This is a genomic window from Pelagimonas sp. (assembly GCF_050633425.1).
Lineage (GTDB): Bacteria > Pseudomonadota > Alphaproteobacteria > Rhodobacterales > Rhodobacteraceae > Pelagimonas.
Genome location: NZ_JBOEGM010000010.1, coordinates 43,480 through 61,476 on the forward strand (window position 1 = coordinate 43,480; position 17,997 = coordinate 61,476).

General features: G+C 57.5%; 16 protein-coding genes. 7 read left to right on the forward strand and 9 right to left on the reverse strand.

Annotation, left to right across the window (positions count from 1 at the left end):
* The 6 genes from ACRBB0_RS08740 to ACRBB0_RS08765 form a co-directional block, all read right to left on the reverse strand.
* Positions 1-930 (reverse strand): ABC transporter substrate-binding protein, encoded by a 930-nt coding sequence (locus tag ACRBB0_RS08740; RefSeq protein WP_431374042.1) that lies wholly within the window; start codon positions 928-930, stop codon positions 1-3.
* A 29-nt stretch (positions 931-959) separates the two neighbouring features.
* Positions 960-2,744, reverse strand: coding sequence for a hydantoinase B/oxoprolinase family protein (locus tag ACRBB0_RS08745; RefSeq protein WP_431374043.1), 1,785 nt, complete (start codon positions 2,742-2,744; stop codon positions 960-962).
* 1 nt (position 2,745) lies between these two features.
* Complete coding sequence (locus tag ACRBB0_RS08750; protein WP_431374044.1) at positions 2,746-4,785, reverse strand: hydantoinase/oxoprolinase family protein; 2,040 nt, start codon at positions 4,783-4,785, stop codon at positions 2,746-2,748.
* 44 nt (positions 4,786-4,829) lie between these two features.
* Positions 4,830-5,534 (reverse strand): GntR family transcriptional regulator, encoded by a 705-nt coding sequence (locus ACRBB0_RS08755; protein ID WP_431374045.1) that lies wholly within the window; start codon positions 5,532-5,534, stop codon positions 4,830-4,832.
* Between the two features lie 79 nt (positions 5,535-5,613).
* A complete protein-coding gene (locus ACRBB0_RS08760; protein ID WP_431374046.1) occupies positions 5,614-6,585 on the reverse strand; it encodes a ketopantoate reductase family protein in 972 nt (323 codons plus the stop codon).
* 436 nt (positions 6,586-7,021) lie between these two features.
* The gene (locus tag ACRBB0_RS08765) at positions 7,022-8,092 is read right to left on the reverse strand and encodes an ABC transporter substrate-binding protein (RefSeq protein ID WP_431374047.1); all 1,071 of its coding nucleotides are present in this window, start codon (positions 8,090-8,092) and stop codon (positions 7,022-7,024) included.
* An 85-nt stretch (positions 8,093-8,177) separates the two neighbouring features.
* On the opposite strand from ACRBB0_RS08765, the gene ACRBB0_RS08770 reads away from it, so the two are divergent.
* On the forward strand, positions 8,178-8,963 hold the full coding sequence (locus tag ACRBB0_RS08770; protein ID WP_431374048.1) for a helix-turn-helix transcriptional regulator: 786 nt from the start codon (positions 8,178-8,180) through the stop codon (positions 8,961-8,963).
* On the opposite strand, the gene ACRBB0_RS08775 is transcribed toward ACRBB0_RS08770, so the two are convergent.
* Positions 8,956-9,909, reverse strand: coding sequence for a fumarylacetoacetate hydrolase family protein (locus ACRBB0_RS08775; protein ID WP_431374049.1), 954 nt, complete (start codon positions 9,907-9,909; stop codon positions 8,956-8,958). The two genes, ACRBB0_RS08770 and ACRBB0_RS08775, sit on opposite strands and share 8 nt — an antisense overlap.
* Positions 9,910-10,005: 96 nt before the next feature.
* Positions 10,006-10,416: an ester cyclase gene (locus ACRBB0_RS08780; protein ID WP_431374050.1), complete on the reverse strand. Its 411-nt coding sequence runs from the start codon at positions 10,414-10,416 to the stop codon at positions 10,006-10,008.
* Between the two features lie 154 nt (positions 10,417-10,570).
* Here ACRBB0_RS08780 and ACRBB0_RS08785 point away from each other — a divergent pair, with 154 nt between their 5' ends.
* The 6 genes from ACRBB0_RS08785 to ACRBB0_RS08810 all read left to right on the forward strand — a co-directional run bounded on the left by ACRBB0_RS08785 (position 10,571) and on the right by ACRBB0_RS08810 (position 16,783).
* Positions 10,571-10,972: a carboxymuconolactone decarboxylase family protein gene (locus ACRBB0_RS08785; RefSeq protein WP_431374051.1), complete on the forward strand. Its 402-nt coding sequence runs from the start codon at positions 10,571-10,573 to the stop codon at positions 10,970-10,972.
* Positions 10,973-11,030: 58 nt separating this feature from the next.
* Entirely contained in the window at positions 11,031-12,011 is a 981-nt protein-coding gene (gene dctP / locus ACRBB0_RS08790) for a TRAP transporter substrate-binding protein DctP (protein ID WP_431374052.1), read from the forward strand.
* A gap of 111 nt (positions 12,012-12,122) precedes the next feature.
* On the forward strand, positions 12,123-13,019 hold the full coding sequence (locus ACRBB0_RS08795; RefSeq protein ID WP_431374053.1) for a 3-keto-5-aminohexanoate cleavage protein: 897 nt from the start codon (positions 12,123-12,125) through the stop codon (positions 13,017-13,019).
* Positions 13,020-13,120: 101 nt separating this feature from the next.
* A complete protein-coding gene (locus ACRBB0_RS08800; protein WP_431374054.1) occupies positions 13,121-13,618 on the forward strand; it encodes a TRAP transporter small permease in 498 nt (165 codons plus the stop codon).
* Positions 13,615-14,931, forward strand: coding sequence for a TRAP transporter large permease (locus ACRBB0_RS08805; RefSeq protein ID WP_431374055.1), 1,317 nt, complete (start codon positions 13,615-13,617; stop codon positions 14,929-14,931). The genes ACRBB0_RS08800 and ACRBB0_RS08805 overlap by 4 nt, the downstream gene beginning before the upstream one ends.
* Positions 14,918-16,783, forward strand: coding sequence for a feruloyl-CoA synthase (locus ACRBB0_RS08810; RefSeq protein WP_431374056.1), 1,866 nt, complete (start codon positions 14,918-14,920; stop codon positions 16,781-16,783). The genes ACRBB0_RS08805 and ACRBB0_RS08810 overlap by 14 nt, the downstream gene beginning before the upstream one ends.
* Before the next feature lie 226 nt (positions 16,784-17,009).
* Here the strand turns inward: ACRBB0_RS08810 and ACRBB0_RS08815 are convergent, their stop codons facing one another.
* Complete coding sequence (locus tag ACRBB0_RS08815) at positions 17,010-17,858, reverse strand: fumarylacetoacetate hydrolase family protein (RefSeq protein ID WP_431374057.1); 849 nt, start codon at positions 17,856-17,858, stop codon at positions 17,010-17,012.
* Between the last annotated feature and the right edge of the window lie 139 nt (positions 17,859-17,997).

Below are 17,997 nucleotides of genomic sequence, written 5' to 3' on the forward strand. Positions count from 1 at the left end.
TCACTGAAGGATCTCCTGGGCTGGGTCGACTTCTGACCGCAGCATTTTCTGATCTTCCATGGCACTGACCCACCATCTCATGTCCTCGGCCGACGCGGTGTCTGTGATTGTTGGAAATTGGGTCTGTTTGACCTTTTCAGGATCAAGACCGAGGTATTGCGCGATGATCTCTTGCGCTTCTTCCTGGTTGTCTAGCGCCCAGACAGTCGCCTCTTGGATCGCCATCTGAAAGCTTTTGGCCGCTTCGGGATTTTCCTCGGCCCAGGCTTTGGACACAACGTTGACCATCACCGGCTTGCCCTCAGGCAGGCTCGCGAATGGGTTGGCGATCTGCTTGACCCCACCGCCTGAAATGGCCCGCGACAAAAGCGGCTCGGGCAGTGTGGTGAAATCAAAATTGCCGGTGCGCAACGTGTCGCCCAACTGGCCCATTGGCGTTTCGATCAGCTTTGTATTGGCTGTGTCGATGCCCTCAAGGCGCAGCCATTCACGGGTTGCCACGGTAATGATACTGCCAACGCTACCAACGCCAAGGGACTTGCCTGCAAGGTCCGCTACGCTGTCAATGCCGCTGTCATCGCGCACAATCAAACCTGAGTTTTTGTTCGCTGCGTTGGTTTCCGAAAGACCTGTGATAATCGCCAGACCAAGACCGCCATCAAGGGTTTGAATAAAGGTTGGTGCCGTCAATGTACCGACCTGAATTTCGCCCGACACGATCCCGGGCACAACAACCGAACCACTGCGCAGCGAGATAGCAGTTGGCTCAATACCGTGCTTTTCGAAAAAGCCCTTTTCGATGGCCACAAGGTTCGCGGCATTGTCGGCCAGCGACGTAAAGCCAATGGCGATCTTGGTTTCTGCATAGGCTTGTGTCGCGGTCATGAGCGCGATGGCACTGGAAAACACCGCCTTTGTAAAATTGTTCATTTCTTCCTCCCTGTTTTATTAACTGACGCTCATGGCGCAAAGTTTTCGCGCATGGCTGTCCTGAGCCGATCGGTTTCCCTGAGATCGGGTTGCATCGTCGTGGCGTCGATTTGAACGCCATAATCGCGGGCCGCACCCTGTGGCGTCACATAGCCCAAGCGCACATCTTCAAGCACGCGCTCAACAGGCCGCTTCCATGCCGGGCCACGCCCGCCACCGCCGCCCGAATACAGAGCCACCAGCCCACCAGGCTTGATTTCGTGGTTGGTCACTTTCAAAAACGGGTGCCACTCGGATTCATCCGGTTGCTTAATCATGATCCTGCCAGGCTGCGCGTCTCCGCCACCAAACAGGCCCCATGGCGGGCATTTCGCCCGCTCGAACGCACCAACAAAACGCGCGCCAATGGGAAGGCGATAAACCTTCTTCAGCCCCAACCCACCGCGAAACTCACCGGGGCCGGCGGAATCCGGCAACCATTCGTGGCTTTCGATTGTGATCGGAAAGAGCACCTCTTCGACCTCTGCGGCGATCTGCTTGGTGTCGCCATGGGTCACAGTCTTGAGCGGGGAAAACCCATCGGCATCAGGCCGCGCGCCCCATCCGCCAAGAACGGTATCTGCCGTTGAATAATCACGCCCTGTCTCGGGGTCGTGTCCAGAAAACGAATAGACCCCCATAGACCCATGATGCGCCGCTGGCACCGCATCTGGCAAGACCTGCGAAAGCGCCAGATAGATCATATCCACCACGGTCTTGATTGACACAGTCCAAAGGCCCAGAGGCGCGTTATCCCGTGCGCTCAGGATCGTGCCATCCGGGATGATAACATTGACCGGAGCAAAGGTGCCCTCGGTCGCCGGTCCTTCTGGCACGATTGCGGATTTGAATGCCACTCGGGCGACACTGGTGGCGACATTGCCGCTGGAATTCATCGGCCCAAGCGTCTGTGGCGGGAACTCAGAATAATCCAAGGTGAAGGTATCACCCTCAATTCGGACCGTAACTTTGAGCGGAATGGTGACATCCGGATCAATCCCGTCGTCATCCAAAAACGCCTCGGCGGAATAGCTGCCATCGGGGATCGCGCGGATGCGTTCGCGGGCCAAAGCCTCTGAGCGGTTCCACAAATCGTCGATGCAGAAAGACAGCGTATCCCAGCCATATTTCTCAATCATCTCGGCGTAGCGACGACGGCCCAGCTCAACAGCGGCAATCTGAGCCTCCATATCGCCCGTGACAATGTCGGGATACCGCGTGTTATGGCGCAACATGCGATAGATTTCGGGGCAGCGGGTGCCACGCTTGTAAATCTTGACGGTGCGAAACTGGATACCTTCTTGGAAGATTTCCCGCGCATTGGTGCTAACGGACCCGGGCGTCATGCCCCCAACATCCGTCCAATGGGCGCGCGTCGCGACAAAGCCAATCAAAGTGCCACGGTCATGGACCGGCGCATAAAGAACCATATTGTTGAGGTGCTGACCACAAATGTTGCCGTAGTTCATCATGAACACGTCGCCTTCGTGGATCCCCTCCTCGCCGTAAAGTTCGAGCGCATCTGCCACCGGCACGCCGAGGTCGGACATGAAGGTCGGCACGCTGCCGCGGCTTTGCACAATCGTACGCGCCTTGACATCGAGAAGCCCGATACAATAATCCTTGCCTTCGTAAATCAAAGGGCTGAGCGCTGTGCGCGAGAGATTGATCTCGCACTCGTCCATGATGGCGACAAGCAAGCTGTGAATAACCGAGACCTGAACCGGGTCTGGCTGGCTTTCAGATTTTGAGTGTTCCATCACGTCGTGGCTCATGTCACCTCCCGATCTTGATAAGAAGGTTGCCATATTCATCGACCTGAGCACTGTCATCAGGGTTGATGACATTTGTGGATGCGCCCTCTTCAATAATGGCTGGGCCTTCGACGATCTGGCCCGGAGCAATGGAGGCGCGCGGCACGATCCGCGTGGGGACGAACCCCTCGCCAAAATAGACATCCCGGTAGACAGAAGACGATGTTTCCGCACGGGAGGACAGCTTGGAAAACTCTGGTTTTGGCCCGATCCCTTTTATGGTGACCCGAATGTTGACCAGATCAACCGCAAGTGAAGGCACCGAACGACCGTAGCGTTTCTGGTAAGCGGCTTCAAATCCTACGCGCAACTGGTCGGGTTCAAGCGCTGCGATGCTTTGATCAAGACGAATTTTTATCGTGTGTTCCTGATTTTGGTAACGCATGTCAGCATACCATTCGGCCTTTGTGCCATGCAGGACGCTGCCGGCTGACCGAATGCTTTTCTCCCCCTGTGTCGCCAAGGCCAAAAGCCGCGCCTCAAGGTCAGAGGCATGTATTTGTGTCAGAGGTTTGCCGATGGTTTCCGACAGATCGTTTTGCAGATCGGCAAAGAGCATGCCAAAGGCGCAGAAATGCCCCGGATGCGGGGGGATGATGACGCGCGAAATTCCCATCTGGCGCGCCACGGCAGAAGCGTGAAGCGGCCCTGCTCCGCCATAGGCCACCATTGCAAAATCTTGGGGATCAATGCCTTTTTCCAGTGTTGCCATGCGCACCGACGACGCCATCTTCAGCGTGGCAAGGCGCAGTATCCCCACGGCGATGCTCTGCGGTGACTGCCCCAGCTCATCGGCCAATTCTTCAATAACGCGGCGGCTTGCTGCTTCGTCTAGCTGCATTTCACCGCCCAGAAAATTCTCGGCATTCAAGCGTCCAAGGTACAGGTTCGCATCTGTGACCGTGGGGTTATTCCCACCATTTCCATAGCAGGCAGGTCCGGGGAAAGACCCTGCGCTCTGAGGCCCGACTTCGAGGCTGCCAACGGCGTTCGAATGGGCAATACTGCCGCCGCCTGCCCCCACTTCAACAATGTCCAAAACCGCCGCCTGAACCGGATGGCCGCGCTCATAACCGCCAGCGTAGTAGATCGGGGTTGTGGCCGCGATGCCGTCTTCGATCATGACTGTCTTGGCCGTTGTCCCGCCCATATCAAAGGCAATCACGTTCGGGTTGCCGGTCAGGCGGCCAATCTCAGCAGCCCCTGCAGCGCCGCCAACCGGGCCAGATTCAATCAACAGGATTGGGCACTCAGACGCCGTCTCAACCGTCAACATTCCTCCGGCCGAGCCCATGAGAAAGACGTTGCCCTCAAACCCGCCGCTGCGCGTGCCCAGCCGGAAACGGTCGATATAGCTGCCGGCTTTGGGGCCGACAAAGGCGTTTATGGCCGCGGTTGAGCTGCGTTCATATTCGCGAAACTCCCCGGATAACGCGTGTGATGCGGTCACAAAGCAACCCGTGTGCTCGCCAATGTAGGCTGCGGCCATACGTTCGTGTTCGGGGTTGCGGTAGGCGTGCAGGAAACTGACGGCAACGGCCTCGACCTCCAGCGCCTTGATCTGATCCACAACGGCAGCCAAGGCATCAAGATCCAGCGGCCTTGCCACCTCACCACTGGCCAGAATGCGCTCGGGAACCTCAAACCTCAAGTCGCGGGGAATGAAAGAAGGCGACCGCGCGTACATAAGGTTGAACGATTCTGGCCTGTTGCCACGCCCGATTTCAAGCGTGTCTCGAAACCCTTGGGTTGTCACAAGCGCGGCCTTGGCCCCCTTGCGCTCTAGGATGCTGTTGATGACAACCGTTGTGCCATGCTTCAAAAGCTCAGCCCCCGCCACGTCAAAGCCACTGGCAGCAAGCCGACGCAGCCCTTCGATCGCGCCTTCGTCAGGGGCCGGAGTAGAGGCGGTTTTCTCGAAGCGGATCGCGCCGGTGCCCGGTTCAAAAGCTGCGACATCTGTAAATGTGCCGCCAATGTCTACTGCAATGGTCGAACGCATGGTTTCCTCCAATCGGCGCAAGGGCCTCTGTGTTTTGGTGCAACTTAACTTTCGTCTGTGTCCGGCGGGTTGAAGGTGCTCTCCAACGCTTTGACGATGTCTGCCGTCAATTCGAGATGTGCGCGGTGCAGCCGGGCGCAGGTTTCCACATCCCGGTCGAGCGCGGCCTCCATGATGTCGCGATGTTCTTTGAGCGTATCGCGCTTTTGCCCATGGTGCGCCTGTTGCGACATGGCTTGGTAGCGCTGCGCATAGTCAAAAGACGTGTCCCAGAACCCCAACATCCGGCGCGACCCGCAATCAGACAGAATTTCACGGTGGAGATTGGCGTGCAGTGCGTGCATCTCGCTGGAGTTGACATCCATGCCGCGCTTCTGGGCGCGCTCCCACCGATGGAACGCCAGCACCACCCGGTCTTCCCACGCGTCGTCACCATTTTGAATTGACGCACGCAGCGCCGATTCTCCGATCCAAACTCGGGCAAGGGTCAGATCTTGCATTTCATCCAGGCTAACCGGGGCGGCGCGAAAGCCCCGTTGGTCGGACTGGACAACAAACCCCTCGGCGACAAGACGGTTCAGCGCTTCGCGCACAGGGCTTCCCCCCGCACCATATTTCTCGCGCAAAAACTCCATCCGCAATTTTTCACCCGGAGCGATATCGCAAGAGACAATGTCGGTTCTCAGGCGGTTGGTGAGCTGGGTCGCTTGCGTCTCTCGCGCTGGCTCAATTAGCTTTTTCTCAGTCAATTCTGACCTCCTATTCTGTTCTCTTCAGTCTCTTGATCTTTCACCGAAAAACAAGGCGCGCGCCCTGAAGTTCGGATGATCAGACCGGGATAGGAGAACGCGCCGCCATCAGAGCAGCCACAGTATCCAAATGCGGTGCCGAGACGCCCAAAGACCGTGCAATCGTTCGGACCGCCAGCAAACCGTTCTGAATTTCCAAACGCTTGCCCGCCTGTAAATCCTGAAGAAAGGACGGCTTGTGATCGGGGGCATTGTCAGGGTCCAAAATGGCGTCGGCATTCACCTGCACGGACAGGCCCAGCGCCTGCCCAATCGCAATAATCTCGCCAAAGAGGTGATGAGCCAGCGCCCGTGTCTCGGGATCGCGGCAGGTTTGTTTCGCTGTCCGTTCTGCGATGGTCGACACGGGGGCCAATCCTGCGTTGAAAATAAGCTTCTTCCAGATATCCTGGCGGATATTATCACTCATCTCAGCTGAATATCCGCCAAGACCAGCCAGGTGTGCCAAGGCTGATAACGTCTCATCCTGCCGCCCGTCGCAATAGCCCAATGCGATGCGATTCATATGCGGTGTCGTGTTTCGTATGTGGCCCGGTTCCTCGCGCTTGCCGCCCGCTGTCACCACGCAAGCGATGGACCTGTCAACGCCGAGCCGCGCAGCGATCTGACCGCCGGGGTCAAGCTGCGCCTGAATGGCCGCGTCCCCCTCCAACGCTGTGCCCTGCGGAAACCACCACGGCAGCCCGTTCATCGCAAAAACTACGCGGGTATTCGGCCCGATCATCGGCTGCGCCTGTTCCAAAGCCGCAGTCAGATCAAAAAACTTGACCGAAACGACCAAAACATCCTGCACGCCCAGGTCTTGAGCCTGATCCGACGCCGCCACTTGCGCGTGATAGGTCTCTTCCCCAACCGAAAGCCGCAGCCCATCGCGCTGGATGGCGGCGAGATGATCGTTTCGGGCAACCACTGACACCGCTGCGCCTGCCCTTGCCAGTCTGGCAGCAAAATGGCCGCCAACCGCCCCTGCCCCCATTATTCCAATCTGCATGGCCACTTTCCTTCGGTTCGGTTTGTGCGAGTTGCCCGAGGCTCCCTTGCACAAATGTTGAGATCGTCGCTTTCCGGCCTGCCAACCAACACGCTAGCCAGTCAGATCGCATTTTGTCGATATTATTTAAATTATTTGCATATTTTGTATTTTTGTTCAAACATATCCAATCCTATCAACAAAGGTTCCTGCAATGTTGCTCTTCGAAAAAGCGCTTATGGACGACGCCACAGAGACAACCCAAGCCCTGCACACTGCGGTCGGGGCTGCGACAAGCGCGACAAGGTTGAGCGTACCCGCGATTGGTCAGGTCGATCCGCTTTATCTCCGTGGTGCATCTTGGTGTGAGAGCTGCAAATCGTGGTCTCATCCTTGGCATCGCGGCCAAACGAGGAGCGCTTGGGAGGGCGCGGCGCGCTCTCCCCACAGCCCCCGATCACTGCGCCATGCGCCACTGACCACCCGAAAGCTCAATCAAGACCCGTCCGTCGGGCGCAAGTCCGAAATGATCCGCCTTGGTATAGTTAAACGTCCCGCTACCGGTCACGACCGGCTGGTCCGCCTCCAATGCGGATTGCAGCGCCAAACGGAACGCGGCCGTCCCCGGTTCAGCCCGCAGCAAAGCCTCACGCACCGCAGGTTCCAATATCTTCAAAACATCGCATGTGGAAATCGCGGCCTGCGACCCATGCGCATGCCCGAACCTCTGTTCAAAGCGTGCATTGAAATCACGCGTCACATTTGCCGCCGCGTGATCGCTTGGCAAAAGATCGGCAACACTGCCCGGACCAGTCACCATGATTGTCCCGTCCGTATCAACAGGGGGCGCATCCGCGAGAACCGACATCGCGGCACCGAATGTCTGGTAAACTTGCCCTTTGAAACCGAAACGACGCAGGTCCGTTTGGGGCAAAATGGCCGTCTGGCCCGGCCCACCGATCACGACAGCCTCTGGCTGAGTTTGTGCAATCCTTTCGGCCTGGGCCAGCGTCGTCACATCTGTGCGCAGATAGCTTTCATTCGCACAAAGCGATATTCCCCGTTCGCCCAGCTTGCTTGCAATAAGAGTGCGCCAGGTGTTTCCGTAATTGTCATCCGTCCCAATATAAGCGAGGCGGGCATAACCGCGATCACTTATATGCTCCAAGAGCCCCTCTGCCATCAACTCGGGCGGAGCCGACAATCGGAAGGTCCACGGGTCCGGTCGCCCTTGGATCGGGGACAATGCAAAATGTGGCACTTGGTGCTCGGCCGCCCATTCAGCCATTGCAAAGCCGGGACCACTCAGCGCAAACTGAACCACCGCATCAACCGGACCTTCGGCAAGAACCGTATCCGCAATGTCGATGGCAGTCTGAGGATCTGCCTTGTCATCGTGGAATACGACGTTAAGCGGCAGCCCTGCGATTTCAGCTGGCCACAGGCGCAGGGCATCACGGACAGGTGTCCAGTCCAACTCACCCGGTCCGGTCAGCGAAATGGTCAAGAGGAGTGTGAATTTAGACATATGCGGATCCATATTTGAGTGTAAGCGCCCAACATCTCGTTGAGAAGATGATGTGGCGTGCAAAGTTGAAATAAGGGAGGAAACCATGAACCAAGTTACGATCCTGGACGGGGCAACCGCCGTGCAGCCCATGGAGGCGGCCTTTGCGTCCACGCTCCAGCATGTCGGTGTCAACGGCTTTGACACCGTATTTGTAGACGCGATCAATCAGATTGCAGAAACCCGACGGGTTTACGGGTTTGAATGCACGGCGGATGGCAGCACCAGTAAACTGATCTGCGGCTGGTCGCCGAACGCACCGCTGGACGCGATCAACCGCGAATATGTTCACAAGTTCCGAAACTCTGATCCGATTTACAACGTTCTGACCAAGAAAGAGCCGTCTTGGCGCTTTGGTTTGCTGCGCGTCTGCCCCCAAGAGCTTGGAGACACAGATTACCGCAGGATTTACTATGACAGATTCAATATATCTGAGCGCATTTCGTTTCTGCAAAAGCTCGATAATGGCAACTGGCTGACGATCAGTATCTCGTCGGGGGATCGTGGCTTTAGCGATGCCGAGATCGACGGGTTGACCCGATTTGCCATGTTGTCCAAACCTGCCTTGTCCCGCTATGTGTCGACCGATCCAGAAGAAAAGCACCGCTCCTTTTCCTATGAAGAGCTTGAACGCCGCTTTGAAATCGCCTGCCCGTCGCTGACAAGACGTCAGCGACAGGTCTGTGCACGCACCATGGCTGGCGCAACGGCAGAAGCGGTCGGGATTGACCTTGGCATTTCGAAATCCACGGTCCTGACCTTTCGCCGCCGCGCCTATGAACGCCTTGGGATTTGCAGCGCCTATCAACTGTCGGGGTTTGTGTTCAACTGACAATTCGGCTCTCAAGGTTCCCTAACCCTTCAATGGACACAACAACGGTGTCGCCGTCGTTCAGGTAATAATCGGCGGGGACATCCATACCGACGGCCACGCCTGCGGGGCTCCCGGTCAGGACAATATCCCCCGGAAGAAGCGGAAGGTCGGCGTAGTATTCTAGGATCTGCCGAATGTTGAACAGCATTCTAGATGTGTTGTCGGATTGGCGCAGATCGCCGTTCACACTGCATTCGATCCGCAAATTCTGTACGTCTGCGATGTCATCCAACGTGGTCACATAAGGCCCGATCGGACAGGCTCCGGGAAAGTTTTTACCGCTCAGAAGCAAGCCGCGTTTCATTTCGCGGAACTGGACCTCGCGTACGCTCAGATCATTGGCAGGTGCCGCTGCGACCAGCATATCCAAAATGTCATCGCCAGCGTCGGCACGTGTCTTGCCGATCACCAAGGCAAGCTCGGCCTCATAGTCAAAGGTCGTGGCCCCTTCAGGCCGCTTCACATCCATGCGGTGCCCGGCCAAAGAGGACTTCACCTTGAGAAAGGCCGGAGGGTATTCGCCTGAACTGAGCTGTTTGCCAATCGCGGCCACATCTTCCGCCTGATCCTTTTGCTCGGCGATTTCCTCTACATGTGCGGGGTAATTCGCACCGATGCACATGACCTTGCCGGGGTTCGTCAGCGGCGGGTGAAAGAGTGCCGTTGCCTCATCTGTCAGAAACGGGGCGACGCTGGCGCTGTCCTTGCGTGCGGCATCAAGCGCATCCTTGACGCGACCCAGTGTTTCGGCCCCGCCGCTAAGGATGGCATCGACGCTCTGTGGCATCCCCTCAGCGGGCGCATAGGCGCACAGGTCCAATATTGACGCCCCTCTGTCGGTTTCGATCAGCAGACCCGGACGCGGGGCGGGGTTGTCCTGAGTGCTATAGGTTGCAAGTTTCATTCTGCGTTTCCTTTCGTCTTTTCATTCGGCTGGGGGGGGCGCTGGTTCTCGGCCAGGGTGACGGCACATCCGATCTGCGAGGCCAGTTCAGTGCAATCAACTCGCAGGGAGCTTGAGACCAGCACCAAGTTGAAACGCGAGGCCAAGACCATCGTTTAACCCCCAATGCTCGCTCACGAGGCCGTCTTTGACCCGATCAATCCCAACACCGGTCATCTTGACGACCTTGCCGCTGGCAGGAATGCCCAGAAAGGCCCCTTTATGGCGCCCTTCGCAGGCCCAATGCGTCATGACCATATCGCCCTCTGTCACCTGATTCAGGACAACGGGGTTCAAAATATCAAAGGCGTTCAATAGTTTGCGATGGTTTTCCACCCAAGTCTCGTAGGTTTTCGGGAGGTCTTTTGCCGAATGATAAATCACGTCCCGCGACACGAATGTCATCGACAGATCGGTGTCCTGTGGGTTGTGGTAATGGTGTCCAGCGGCCTGCGTTACTGATGTCATGATCCGTTTGTCGTCCTATTGGTAAAGAAATCTGAGCAGTTACGACAGGAATAGTCCGCGAAGGAACTACGGTCTGTCCCTACCTCTACCGACTTCGGAGACGCGTGTTTTGCTGCACGGTTGTTTGAACGCAACCTCAGACGGATGGCCAAATATGACCCGCTCACCCGACCCCGGCGCAACAATGTCACCTGCTCCAGAACTCGAAGCCGCAGGCCTTGAGGCCCTTGAGGCGCTCGGCTGGGGAGACAATTCGGACGTGCGCGACATCGACGAAGACCTTTGGCACATCGTTATACGCAACAATTTCGGGTCGATCTGGGCGCGGCCCGGTCTCAGCCTGCGCGAACGCGAATTGATCACGATCGCGGTCTTGGTCGCGATCGGAGCAAAAGGCGTTTCAAAGCATTTCAAACTCGCCCACGCGGTCGGCCTAACGGATGTCGAGGTCAAAGAAGCCGTGCTTCAGGTGCTCCCCTATGCCGGGCTGCCAAAGGTGCTCGAGGCGATGAATGCTTTCAAGGCTATTCGCGGCGGGGCTGAACCAAGCCTGTGAACCAATTGCCAGCCAAGCGCTGTGCGCACCCAATGTCGGAAAATCGGAGGAGGAAACTATGACATTTTTAAAAGGTTTGAAATCAGCGGCGGTCGCTGCGACCGTCGCGCTCAGCGCTCATGGAGCAGCGGCACAGGAACTTGTCCTGAAAACCGTCACGCCGTTTGACGCCAATAACCCGCTCTCGAAACCCATTGTTCTGCTCAAAGACGTGATCGAGCGCGAAACCAATGGGCGTGTCGAAATCAAAATCCTTGGCGGCCCCGAGGTGATACCGTCGCTGGAACAGTTCGACGGGTTGCGCAATGGCGTGGTCGATATCCTGCAAGGCCCTGTACCCTACTATGTCGGGGCTGTGCCTGAAACCTTTGCGCTGCTCTACACCAACCAGACCTCTGCCGAAATGCGTGCCAGCGGCCTTTACCAGCGTATGGCAGAGCTACACGATGAAAAAGTTGATCTTCATCAATGGGCTATTACCTCGGGTCAGCCGGGCACGGCGTTCCGCTTTTACCTCAAAGAGCCGGTGGAAACGGCAGATTTTACAGGGCTTAAGGTCCGTGTTGCCGCCTCTACCGCTGCGATTGTCACAAAACTCGGCGGCGCGCCGGTGTCTATCCCCTTTGCCGATGTCTACACCGCCTTGGAGCGCGGCGTGGCCGACGGATTTGGCTCAACCTATACTGGGATAGTGGAGCCGGGTTTCCCCGAAGTGTTCGACTACGTCCTACAAGAACCGTTCTACACATTGAGCGGGCCAATCCTGATCCGCAACGACGTCTGGACCGATATTCCCGACGACCTCAAGCAAGAGCTTGATCGCATCGCGCCGATCTATGAGCAGATCTTTTCGGATTTCACGGCCCAATCCCTTGCCAAAGAGGACGAGGCGCTGCGGGCTGCCGGGATCAAATTCATCGAACTCCCTGCAGGCGAGAAAGAAAAATTCGCGTCCACTGTGCAGGATATCGGCTGGGAGGCCTATGGCAAGATCGACCCCGAAGGGGTGGATGCTCTGCGCGCTCTGGCAACCAAGTGAGCCCAGCGCAGCGCAAGTAAGATCTGCGCATCGCCTGTCTCAGTAGGCGATGCGTCCAATCCTTCCAACACATGACACAGCGCCAACCAGCGGCGCAGTGGGAGCACGAAAATGACCGAAAAAGTTGCAATCGTCGTCGCCGTCAATGGCGGCATGCAAATGGATCGTGAAGAAGCAAAGGTTCCTCTGACGCCAGATGAAATTGCCGAAGACGCAGCATTGTGCCGCGAGGCCGGCGCCGCGATCATCCATATCCACGCCCGTGACAAAGACGGGCGCAACACCGGCGACGTCACCATTTTCGAAGAGATTCTGCACAAGGTGCGCGCCAAGACGGACCTTCTTTGCCAGACAACCAATGGCATCGGGGTGCGCTACGATCCAGCGACAGGTGCGCAGATCTGGCCGACGGATGACGAGCGACTGGCGCTGCTCAACCTCAACCCGCGCCCCGATCTCTATGGCATCGCGGCGGGGTCCATGGATTTCTGGCATCCAGAGGGCGGCTATCCCGGTGAGACGCCCTACATCAACTCGCCGCGGTTTCTGCGCGAGACCTTGCCGCATGTCTATGGCGCGGGGTCGACCGTCGAGTTCGAATTGACCGATGTGAACGTGCCGCATCGTTTGTCGCGATTGGCCGATGAAGGCATCATGGATCGAAACGCATCGAACTTGTGGATGCTGCATGGCGGTGGGATCGGTAACACGCCGGCCACGGCGCGGGCGCTGGTCTATTCGCTTGGCGAACAACAGCGCCTGTTCCCGAATGCAAAATGGGGCGTGCTGGGTGCCGGAAAGGCGCAATTTACCATGGCGGCCCACGGGATCGCGATGGGATGCAACACTGTGCGCGTTGGGTTTGAGGACAATATCTACTTGCCCAACGGTCGCTCTGCGCGCCGCAATCATGACCTAGTCGCTGCCACAAAAACGCTTGTCGAAGCCATCGGTCGCGAAGTCATGTCACCCGCTGAGGCGCGGGAGATGTTTGAATTGCCCGGATGAGCCCCGATCAGCCCCAATAAACCCTGCCGGTGTTGTCACCTCAAAGCGGATGTCGGGCAGCGCGCGCCTTAACCTTCCTCAAGCAAAAGAATGAGCCCCCTATGGCCAGAGCATTCGACCTTTTTCTCAACATCCTTGCGATCCTTGCCGCCGCGCTTTTGTTCAGCCTCATTTTTATTATTGCGGCCGATGTGACCTTACGGACCTTTGCAGATCGTTCTCTGACTTGGGTGCTGGAAGCGAGCGAAACCAGCCTTGTTGCCGTTCTGGCGCTGGGGCTTCCCTGGCTGGCCCGCGAACGTGGCCACATCAGCGTTGATCTGGTGACCAACAGTCTGCAACCGCGCACGCGCGCGGTGCTGGCGCGGGCGATCGCGCTGGTCTGCGCGGGGCTGCTGGGTTGGCTGAGCTTTTGGGCGTTCCAACAGGCGAGCGATGACTTCGCGCGCGGCATTCAGACCATTGGCATCCATCCCTTTCCTCGTTTTCTCATGACGGGCGGTCTGGGGGCGGGTTTGGGGCTGACAGCGCTCGAATATGGACGACAGCTGTTTCTAAAATCGGTTTCAATCCATGGCGATGAGGGGGGCTTTCAATGACCTGGGCGCTGATATTTGGCCTAATTATTGGCGGGCTGGTGCTCTTGATGGCGACCGGCTTGCCGATTGCCTTTGCCTTTTTGACGGTCACGAGCCTTGGGGTCTTGATCCTTCAAGGCGGCGGCGCGGCATTTCAACAGTTGATCATGTCGATGACCAGCTCGGTTAGCACCTTCGCACTGGTACCTATCCCGCTTTTTGTCTTTATGGGTGCGGTGCTTTGGCATTCCGACATTGGCCGACAGGCGGTCAACGCTTTGGATAAGATGCTCGGGCGGTTGCCGGGGCGGTTGTCCTTGCTGACCATGGCCTCGGGGAGCGTGTTTTCTGCGCTGAGCGGCTCGACCATGGCGAACACGGCCATGCTTGGCAAGCTGATGATGCCGCAACTTCTGGAGAAGGGCTATTCGCGCGACCTTAGCATGGGGCCGATCATGGCCGCAGGCGGGCTGGCCATGATGATCCCGCCCAGTACCATTGCCGTTATCCTTGCCACATTGGCCAAACTCTCAGTGGCCAAAGTGCTGATCGCCGCGATTGTGCCAGGGCTGATGATGGCTGTGGGCTATGTGGCCTATATCATCGCCCGCGCGACACTGTCGCCCAATGCCGCGCCCGCCGCTGAAGTGCAACAGGCCAGCGGCCCAGACATCATTCGATTGCTTGCGCGTGATCTGCTGCCACTCGGCCTGATCGTGCTGGCGGTGACCGGGCTGATCGTCATCGGTGTTGCCACCCCCACAGAAGCCGCCGCGCTTGGCGCGCTGAGTGCATTGCTGCTCTGTGCGATTTACCGGAAACTCTCGTTTGCGCTGCTGAGCGCCTCCTTGCACGACACCCTCACGATTACAGTGATGACCTTGGCGATCCTCGCAGGTGCGCAAGGCTTCAGCCAAATTCTGGCCTATTCCGGCGCGACATCGGGCATGCTGACCTGGGTGCTGTCAGTGGATTTGGGGATGTATTCCACCGTCATTATCATGATGCTGATTGTTCTGATCTTGGGCTGTTTTATGGACCAGATCGCGATCATGCTGATCGCCCTGCCCTTTTTCCTGCCCATCGTGAAATCGCTAGGGTTTGACCCGATTGTTTTTGCGATCCTGCTGCTGATCAACCTTGAGACCGCGCTGATGACCCCGCCATTGGGGCTTTTGCTGGTGGTGATGAAAGGGGCGGCCCCACCCGACACCAGTTTTGGCCAAATCTATCGCGCCGTGCTGCCCTTTATCGCGGTCAATATCGTGGTGATGGCTCTGCTTATCCTTTTCCCAGAGCTTGTCTCTGGTCTCGTCCAATATGTTTTCTCCTGACACAACCGAAAGCTTGCAAACCGTGCCCAATACCCGCCTGCCAGATACATTTGTTGATCCCTGCGTCGCCCTACGCCGCGCGGGTGACACCATTTACCTCACTTGCCCTTTGCCGCTTCCGGTTGGCGCACACCGCGTCGGAGACTGGCTCGAAGATTGGGCGGCACGCAGCCCAGACGCGATTTGTATCGCAGAGCGGGAGGGGGATGATTGGAACCGGGTGAGCTGGTCCGAGATGCTGCACCGGGTCAAACGGATTGCGACCTATCTGTTGTCGACAGGTGCCGGGCCTCAGAAACCCGTGGCGATCCTGGCAGAGAATTCCGCCAATCATCTGGCCGTGTCGCTGGCAGCGATGCATATCGGTGCGCCATCTTCGGCGATCTCGATTGGCCGGGTCTATGGCAGCGGGGATAAATCCCAACTGAGAGGCATGATCGCCCTGCTCGATCCGGCAGTGATTTATGTCGCGCACATGGACAAAGCCGATGCCGCATTGACTGCCATCGCAAACGATCATTCCGCATCAATTCTGACACCCGGCCCCTCCACTCGGGGTGCCATCTGTCTTCCCGACCTACCTCCGACGGATGAAGATGCCGTCAATCGGGCGTTCCAAGCCACCGGTCCGGACACCGTCGCCAAGCTTATGTTTACCTCCGGGTCGACCGGTGTGCCCAAAGCCGTGATCACCACCCATCGCATGTTGACAAGCAATCAAGAAAGCAATGCGGTGTTCTCAACGCATCTGAAACAGAGGCGTCCAGTCATTCTGGATTGGCTACCTTGGAGCCACACCTTTGCAGGGAGCTACACCACCGGCCTCGTTCTTCGGAACGGTGGCACCTACTACATCGACGATGGCAGGCCGGTTCCGGGTTTGATCCACCGAACCCTATCGAACCTGAAAGAGGTCCGACCGACAGCCCTGTTTAATGTACCGCGGGGCTACGACATGTTGCTTCAGGCGATGCAAGACGATCCCGAGTTGCGAGACGTGATCCTTAATGCGGACATCATAAAATATGCCGCGGCGGCTCTGCCCCGTGCGGTCTGGGATCGCCTATTAAGCTTGTCGCTTGAGGAGACCGGGGCGATCACGCCCATCGTGGCGTCTTGGGGCGCGACTGAAACCGCCCCAATGGCCACCAGTTGTTGGTTCCAAGCGGATGAGCCGGGCAATATCGGTCTGCCCGTGCCCGGCACCGAATTGAAACTTATCCCTGTTGGTGACAAGCTTGAAGTCAGAGTGAAGGGGCCGAATGTGACGCCCGGCTACTGGCGCAACGCAGAGCAAACCGATGCGGCCTTCGATGAAGAGGGTTTCCTGATCATGGGCGATGCGGTGCGTTTCGCGGACCCTGATCGGCCTGAAGCCGGGCTCTTCTTTGACGGCAGGATCAGCGAGAATTTCAAACTGACTTCAGGCACTTGGGTGAATGTCGGAGATATTCGCATGGCAGGCATTGATGCGTTGGCACCGCTTGCAACGGATATCGTCGTTGCCGGCCATGATCGGGATTATGTCGGGTTTCTGGTCTTCCCGAACGAAGCAGCGTGCAGGACACTCTCGGGGCTTGCAGACGGCACCCCTTTGCCCGTTGTTCTGGCGTCGACGCCAGTGCGAGAAGCCATTGCCAGTGGCCTTGCTCGGCTCAAAAATTCTGGAGGCGGAAGTTCACGCTATGCTGCTCGGGCGCGCCTGCTCGAAACACCGCCCCAAGCTGCGGCGGGCGAGATCACCGACAAGGCTTATATCAATCAGCGCCAAGTCTTGACCCTCCGCGCCCAAGAGCTGGATCATTTGTTCGGCGATGAACAGGACCAGTTTATCAGCCCTGCGCAAGGGTAAGGCAGACCAGATCGGGCAGCGTATGGAAACGCTGCCCAATTTCATTTTCTGACTTAGGGTTTGGGTCCACTAAGTGTTCAACCCCGCCACCCGAAAGGAACAGGACACTGTACGAGTTCAGCGGCACGCCTTCCTTGCCATGACGCGGCGTCGTGACTTCGGAACGCAACCCGCTGATCTCGCACAGTATCCTTTGCTGAGGCCGAGCGACTAAAAGGGCCAGGCCCTATACGATCGGAGTTCGCAAGGTACCGATGCCTTCGATCTCGACCTCGCAAACATCCCCTCGTTTGAGATAAACCGCCGGCTCACGCCCCATGCCAACACCCGCGGGCGTTCCCGTGACGATCACATCTCCGGGCTGCAAGGTCATCACTGCCGACAGCTCTGAAATGGTCTTTGCGATGGGGAAAATCATCTCGGATGTGTTGCCGTCTTGATAAACATCGCCATTGATCGTCAACCGCACTGACAGGCCAGTCGCCCCTTCGGGGACTTCATCGGGCGTCACCAGTTCCGGCCCGAGCGGCCCTGTGTCATCAAAATTCTTGCCCATGGTCCATTGCGGGCTGCGAAACTGGTAGTCACGATACGTCAGATCGTTGAAAACCGCATATCCGGCCACATAGCCAAGCGCCTCTTCCTCGGAAATTTCAGTCCCTTCACGGCCAATGACCACTGCCAACTCTGCCTCGAAATCCAATGCTTCGGACAAAGGGCTGAAACGGAGCGGTGCCCCCGGAGCCAGTAACGACGTCGCCGTGCGCATAAAAACAACCGGATAGGTCGGAATCTCCATGCCGCTTTCGCGCGCGTGATCCGAATAGTTGAGCCCCATACAAAGAATCTTGCCCGGATTTGTCACAACCGGCAACAGATCTTCCGGCTCAACTTGGCGTGCCTGCGCCACCATCGCAGTCGCCCTTTCTTGCAAGTCAGATGGCAGACCCAGTGACAGCAATGCGCGCATGTCACGCGGCAGAGCCGGATCTATTTCGGTGATATCGACAAATCCCTGAGGCGTCTTGACGCCTACAGTTGGGCCCTCGGGGGTCTTGTAGCTTGCCAGTCTCAAATCAGTTTCCTTTCACTTCGGGTCGGGCAGTCAGAGGCTATTGAACCTGCCCCACACAGTGTGCGGGATTCAGCATCAAAGCCCCTCAGATGAGTGCAAGGACCATAAAAAGTTGCATCCACAAGCTCAATATTAAAAT

What these genes read in the sequence shown, in the direction of transcription:
- ACRBB0_RS08740 (WP_431374042.1), bottom strand. Translation starts at nt 930, where the DNA reads ATGAACAATTTTACAAAGGCGGTGTTTTCCAGTGCCATCGCGCTCATG.
- ACRBB0_RS08745 (WP_431374043.1), bottom strand. Translation starts at nt 2,744, where the DNA reads ATGAGCCACGACGTGATGGAACACTCAAAATCTGAAAGCCAGCCAGAC.
- ACRBB0_RS08750 (WP_431374044.1), bottom strand. Translation starts at nt 4,785, where the DNA reads ATGCGTTCGACCATTGCAGTAGACATTGGCGGCACATTTACAGATGTC.
- ACRBB0_RS08760 (WP_431374046.1), bottom strand. Translation starts at nt 6,585, where the DNA reads ATGCAGATTGGAATAATGGGGGCAGGGGCGGTTGGCGGCCATTTTGCT.
- ACRBB0_RS08765 (WP_431374047.1), bottom strand. Translation starts at nt 8,092, where the DNA reads ATGTCTAAATTCACACTCCTCTTGACCATTTCGCTGACCGGACCGGGT.
- ACRBB0_RS08770 (WP_431374048.1), top strand. Translation starts at nt 8,178, where the DNA reads ATGAACCAAGTTACGATCCTGGACGGGGCAACCGCCGTGCAGCCCATG.
- ACRBB0_RS08775 (WP_431374049.1), bottom strand. Translation starts at nt 9,909, where the DNA reads ATGAAACTTGCAACCTATAGCACTCAGGACAACCCCGCCCCGCGTCCG.
- ACRBB0_RS08780 (WP_431374050.1), bottom strand. Translation starts at nt 10,416, where the DNA reads ATGACATCAGTAACGCAGGCCGCTGGACACCATTACCACAACCCACAG.
- ACRBB0_RS08785 (WP_431374051.1), top strand. Translation starts at nt 10,571, where the DNA reads ATGACCCGCTCACCCGACCCCGGCGCAACAATGTCACCTGCTCCAGAA.
- dctP (WP_431374052.1), top strand. Translation starts at nt 11,031, where the DNA reads ATGACATTTTTAAAAGGTTTGAAATCAGCGGCGGTCGCTGCGACCGTC.
- ACRBB0_RS08795 (WP_431374053.1), top strand. Translation starts at nt 12,123, where the DNA reads ATGACCGAAAAAGTTGCAATCGTCGTCGCCGTCAATGGCGGCATGCAA.
- ACRBB0_RS08800 (WP_431374054.1), top strand. Translation starts at nt 13,121, where the DNA reads ATGGCCAGAGCATTCGACCTTTTTCTCAACATCCTTGCGATCCTTGCC.
- ACRBB0_RS08805 (WP_431374055.1), top strand. Translation starts at nt 13,615, where the DNA reads ATGACCTGGGCGCTGATATTTGGCCTAATTATTGGCGGGCTGGTGCTC.
- ACRBB0_RS08810 (WP_431374056.1), top strand. Translation starts at nt 14,918, where the DNA reads ATGTTTTCTCCTGACACAACCGAAAGCTTGCAAACCGTGCCCAATACC.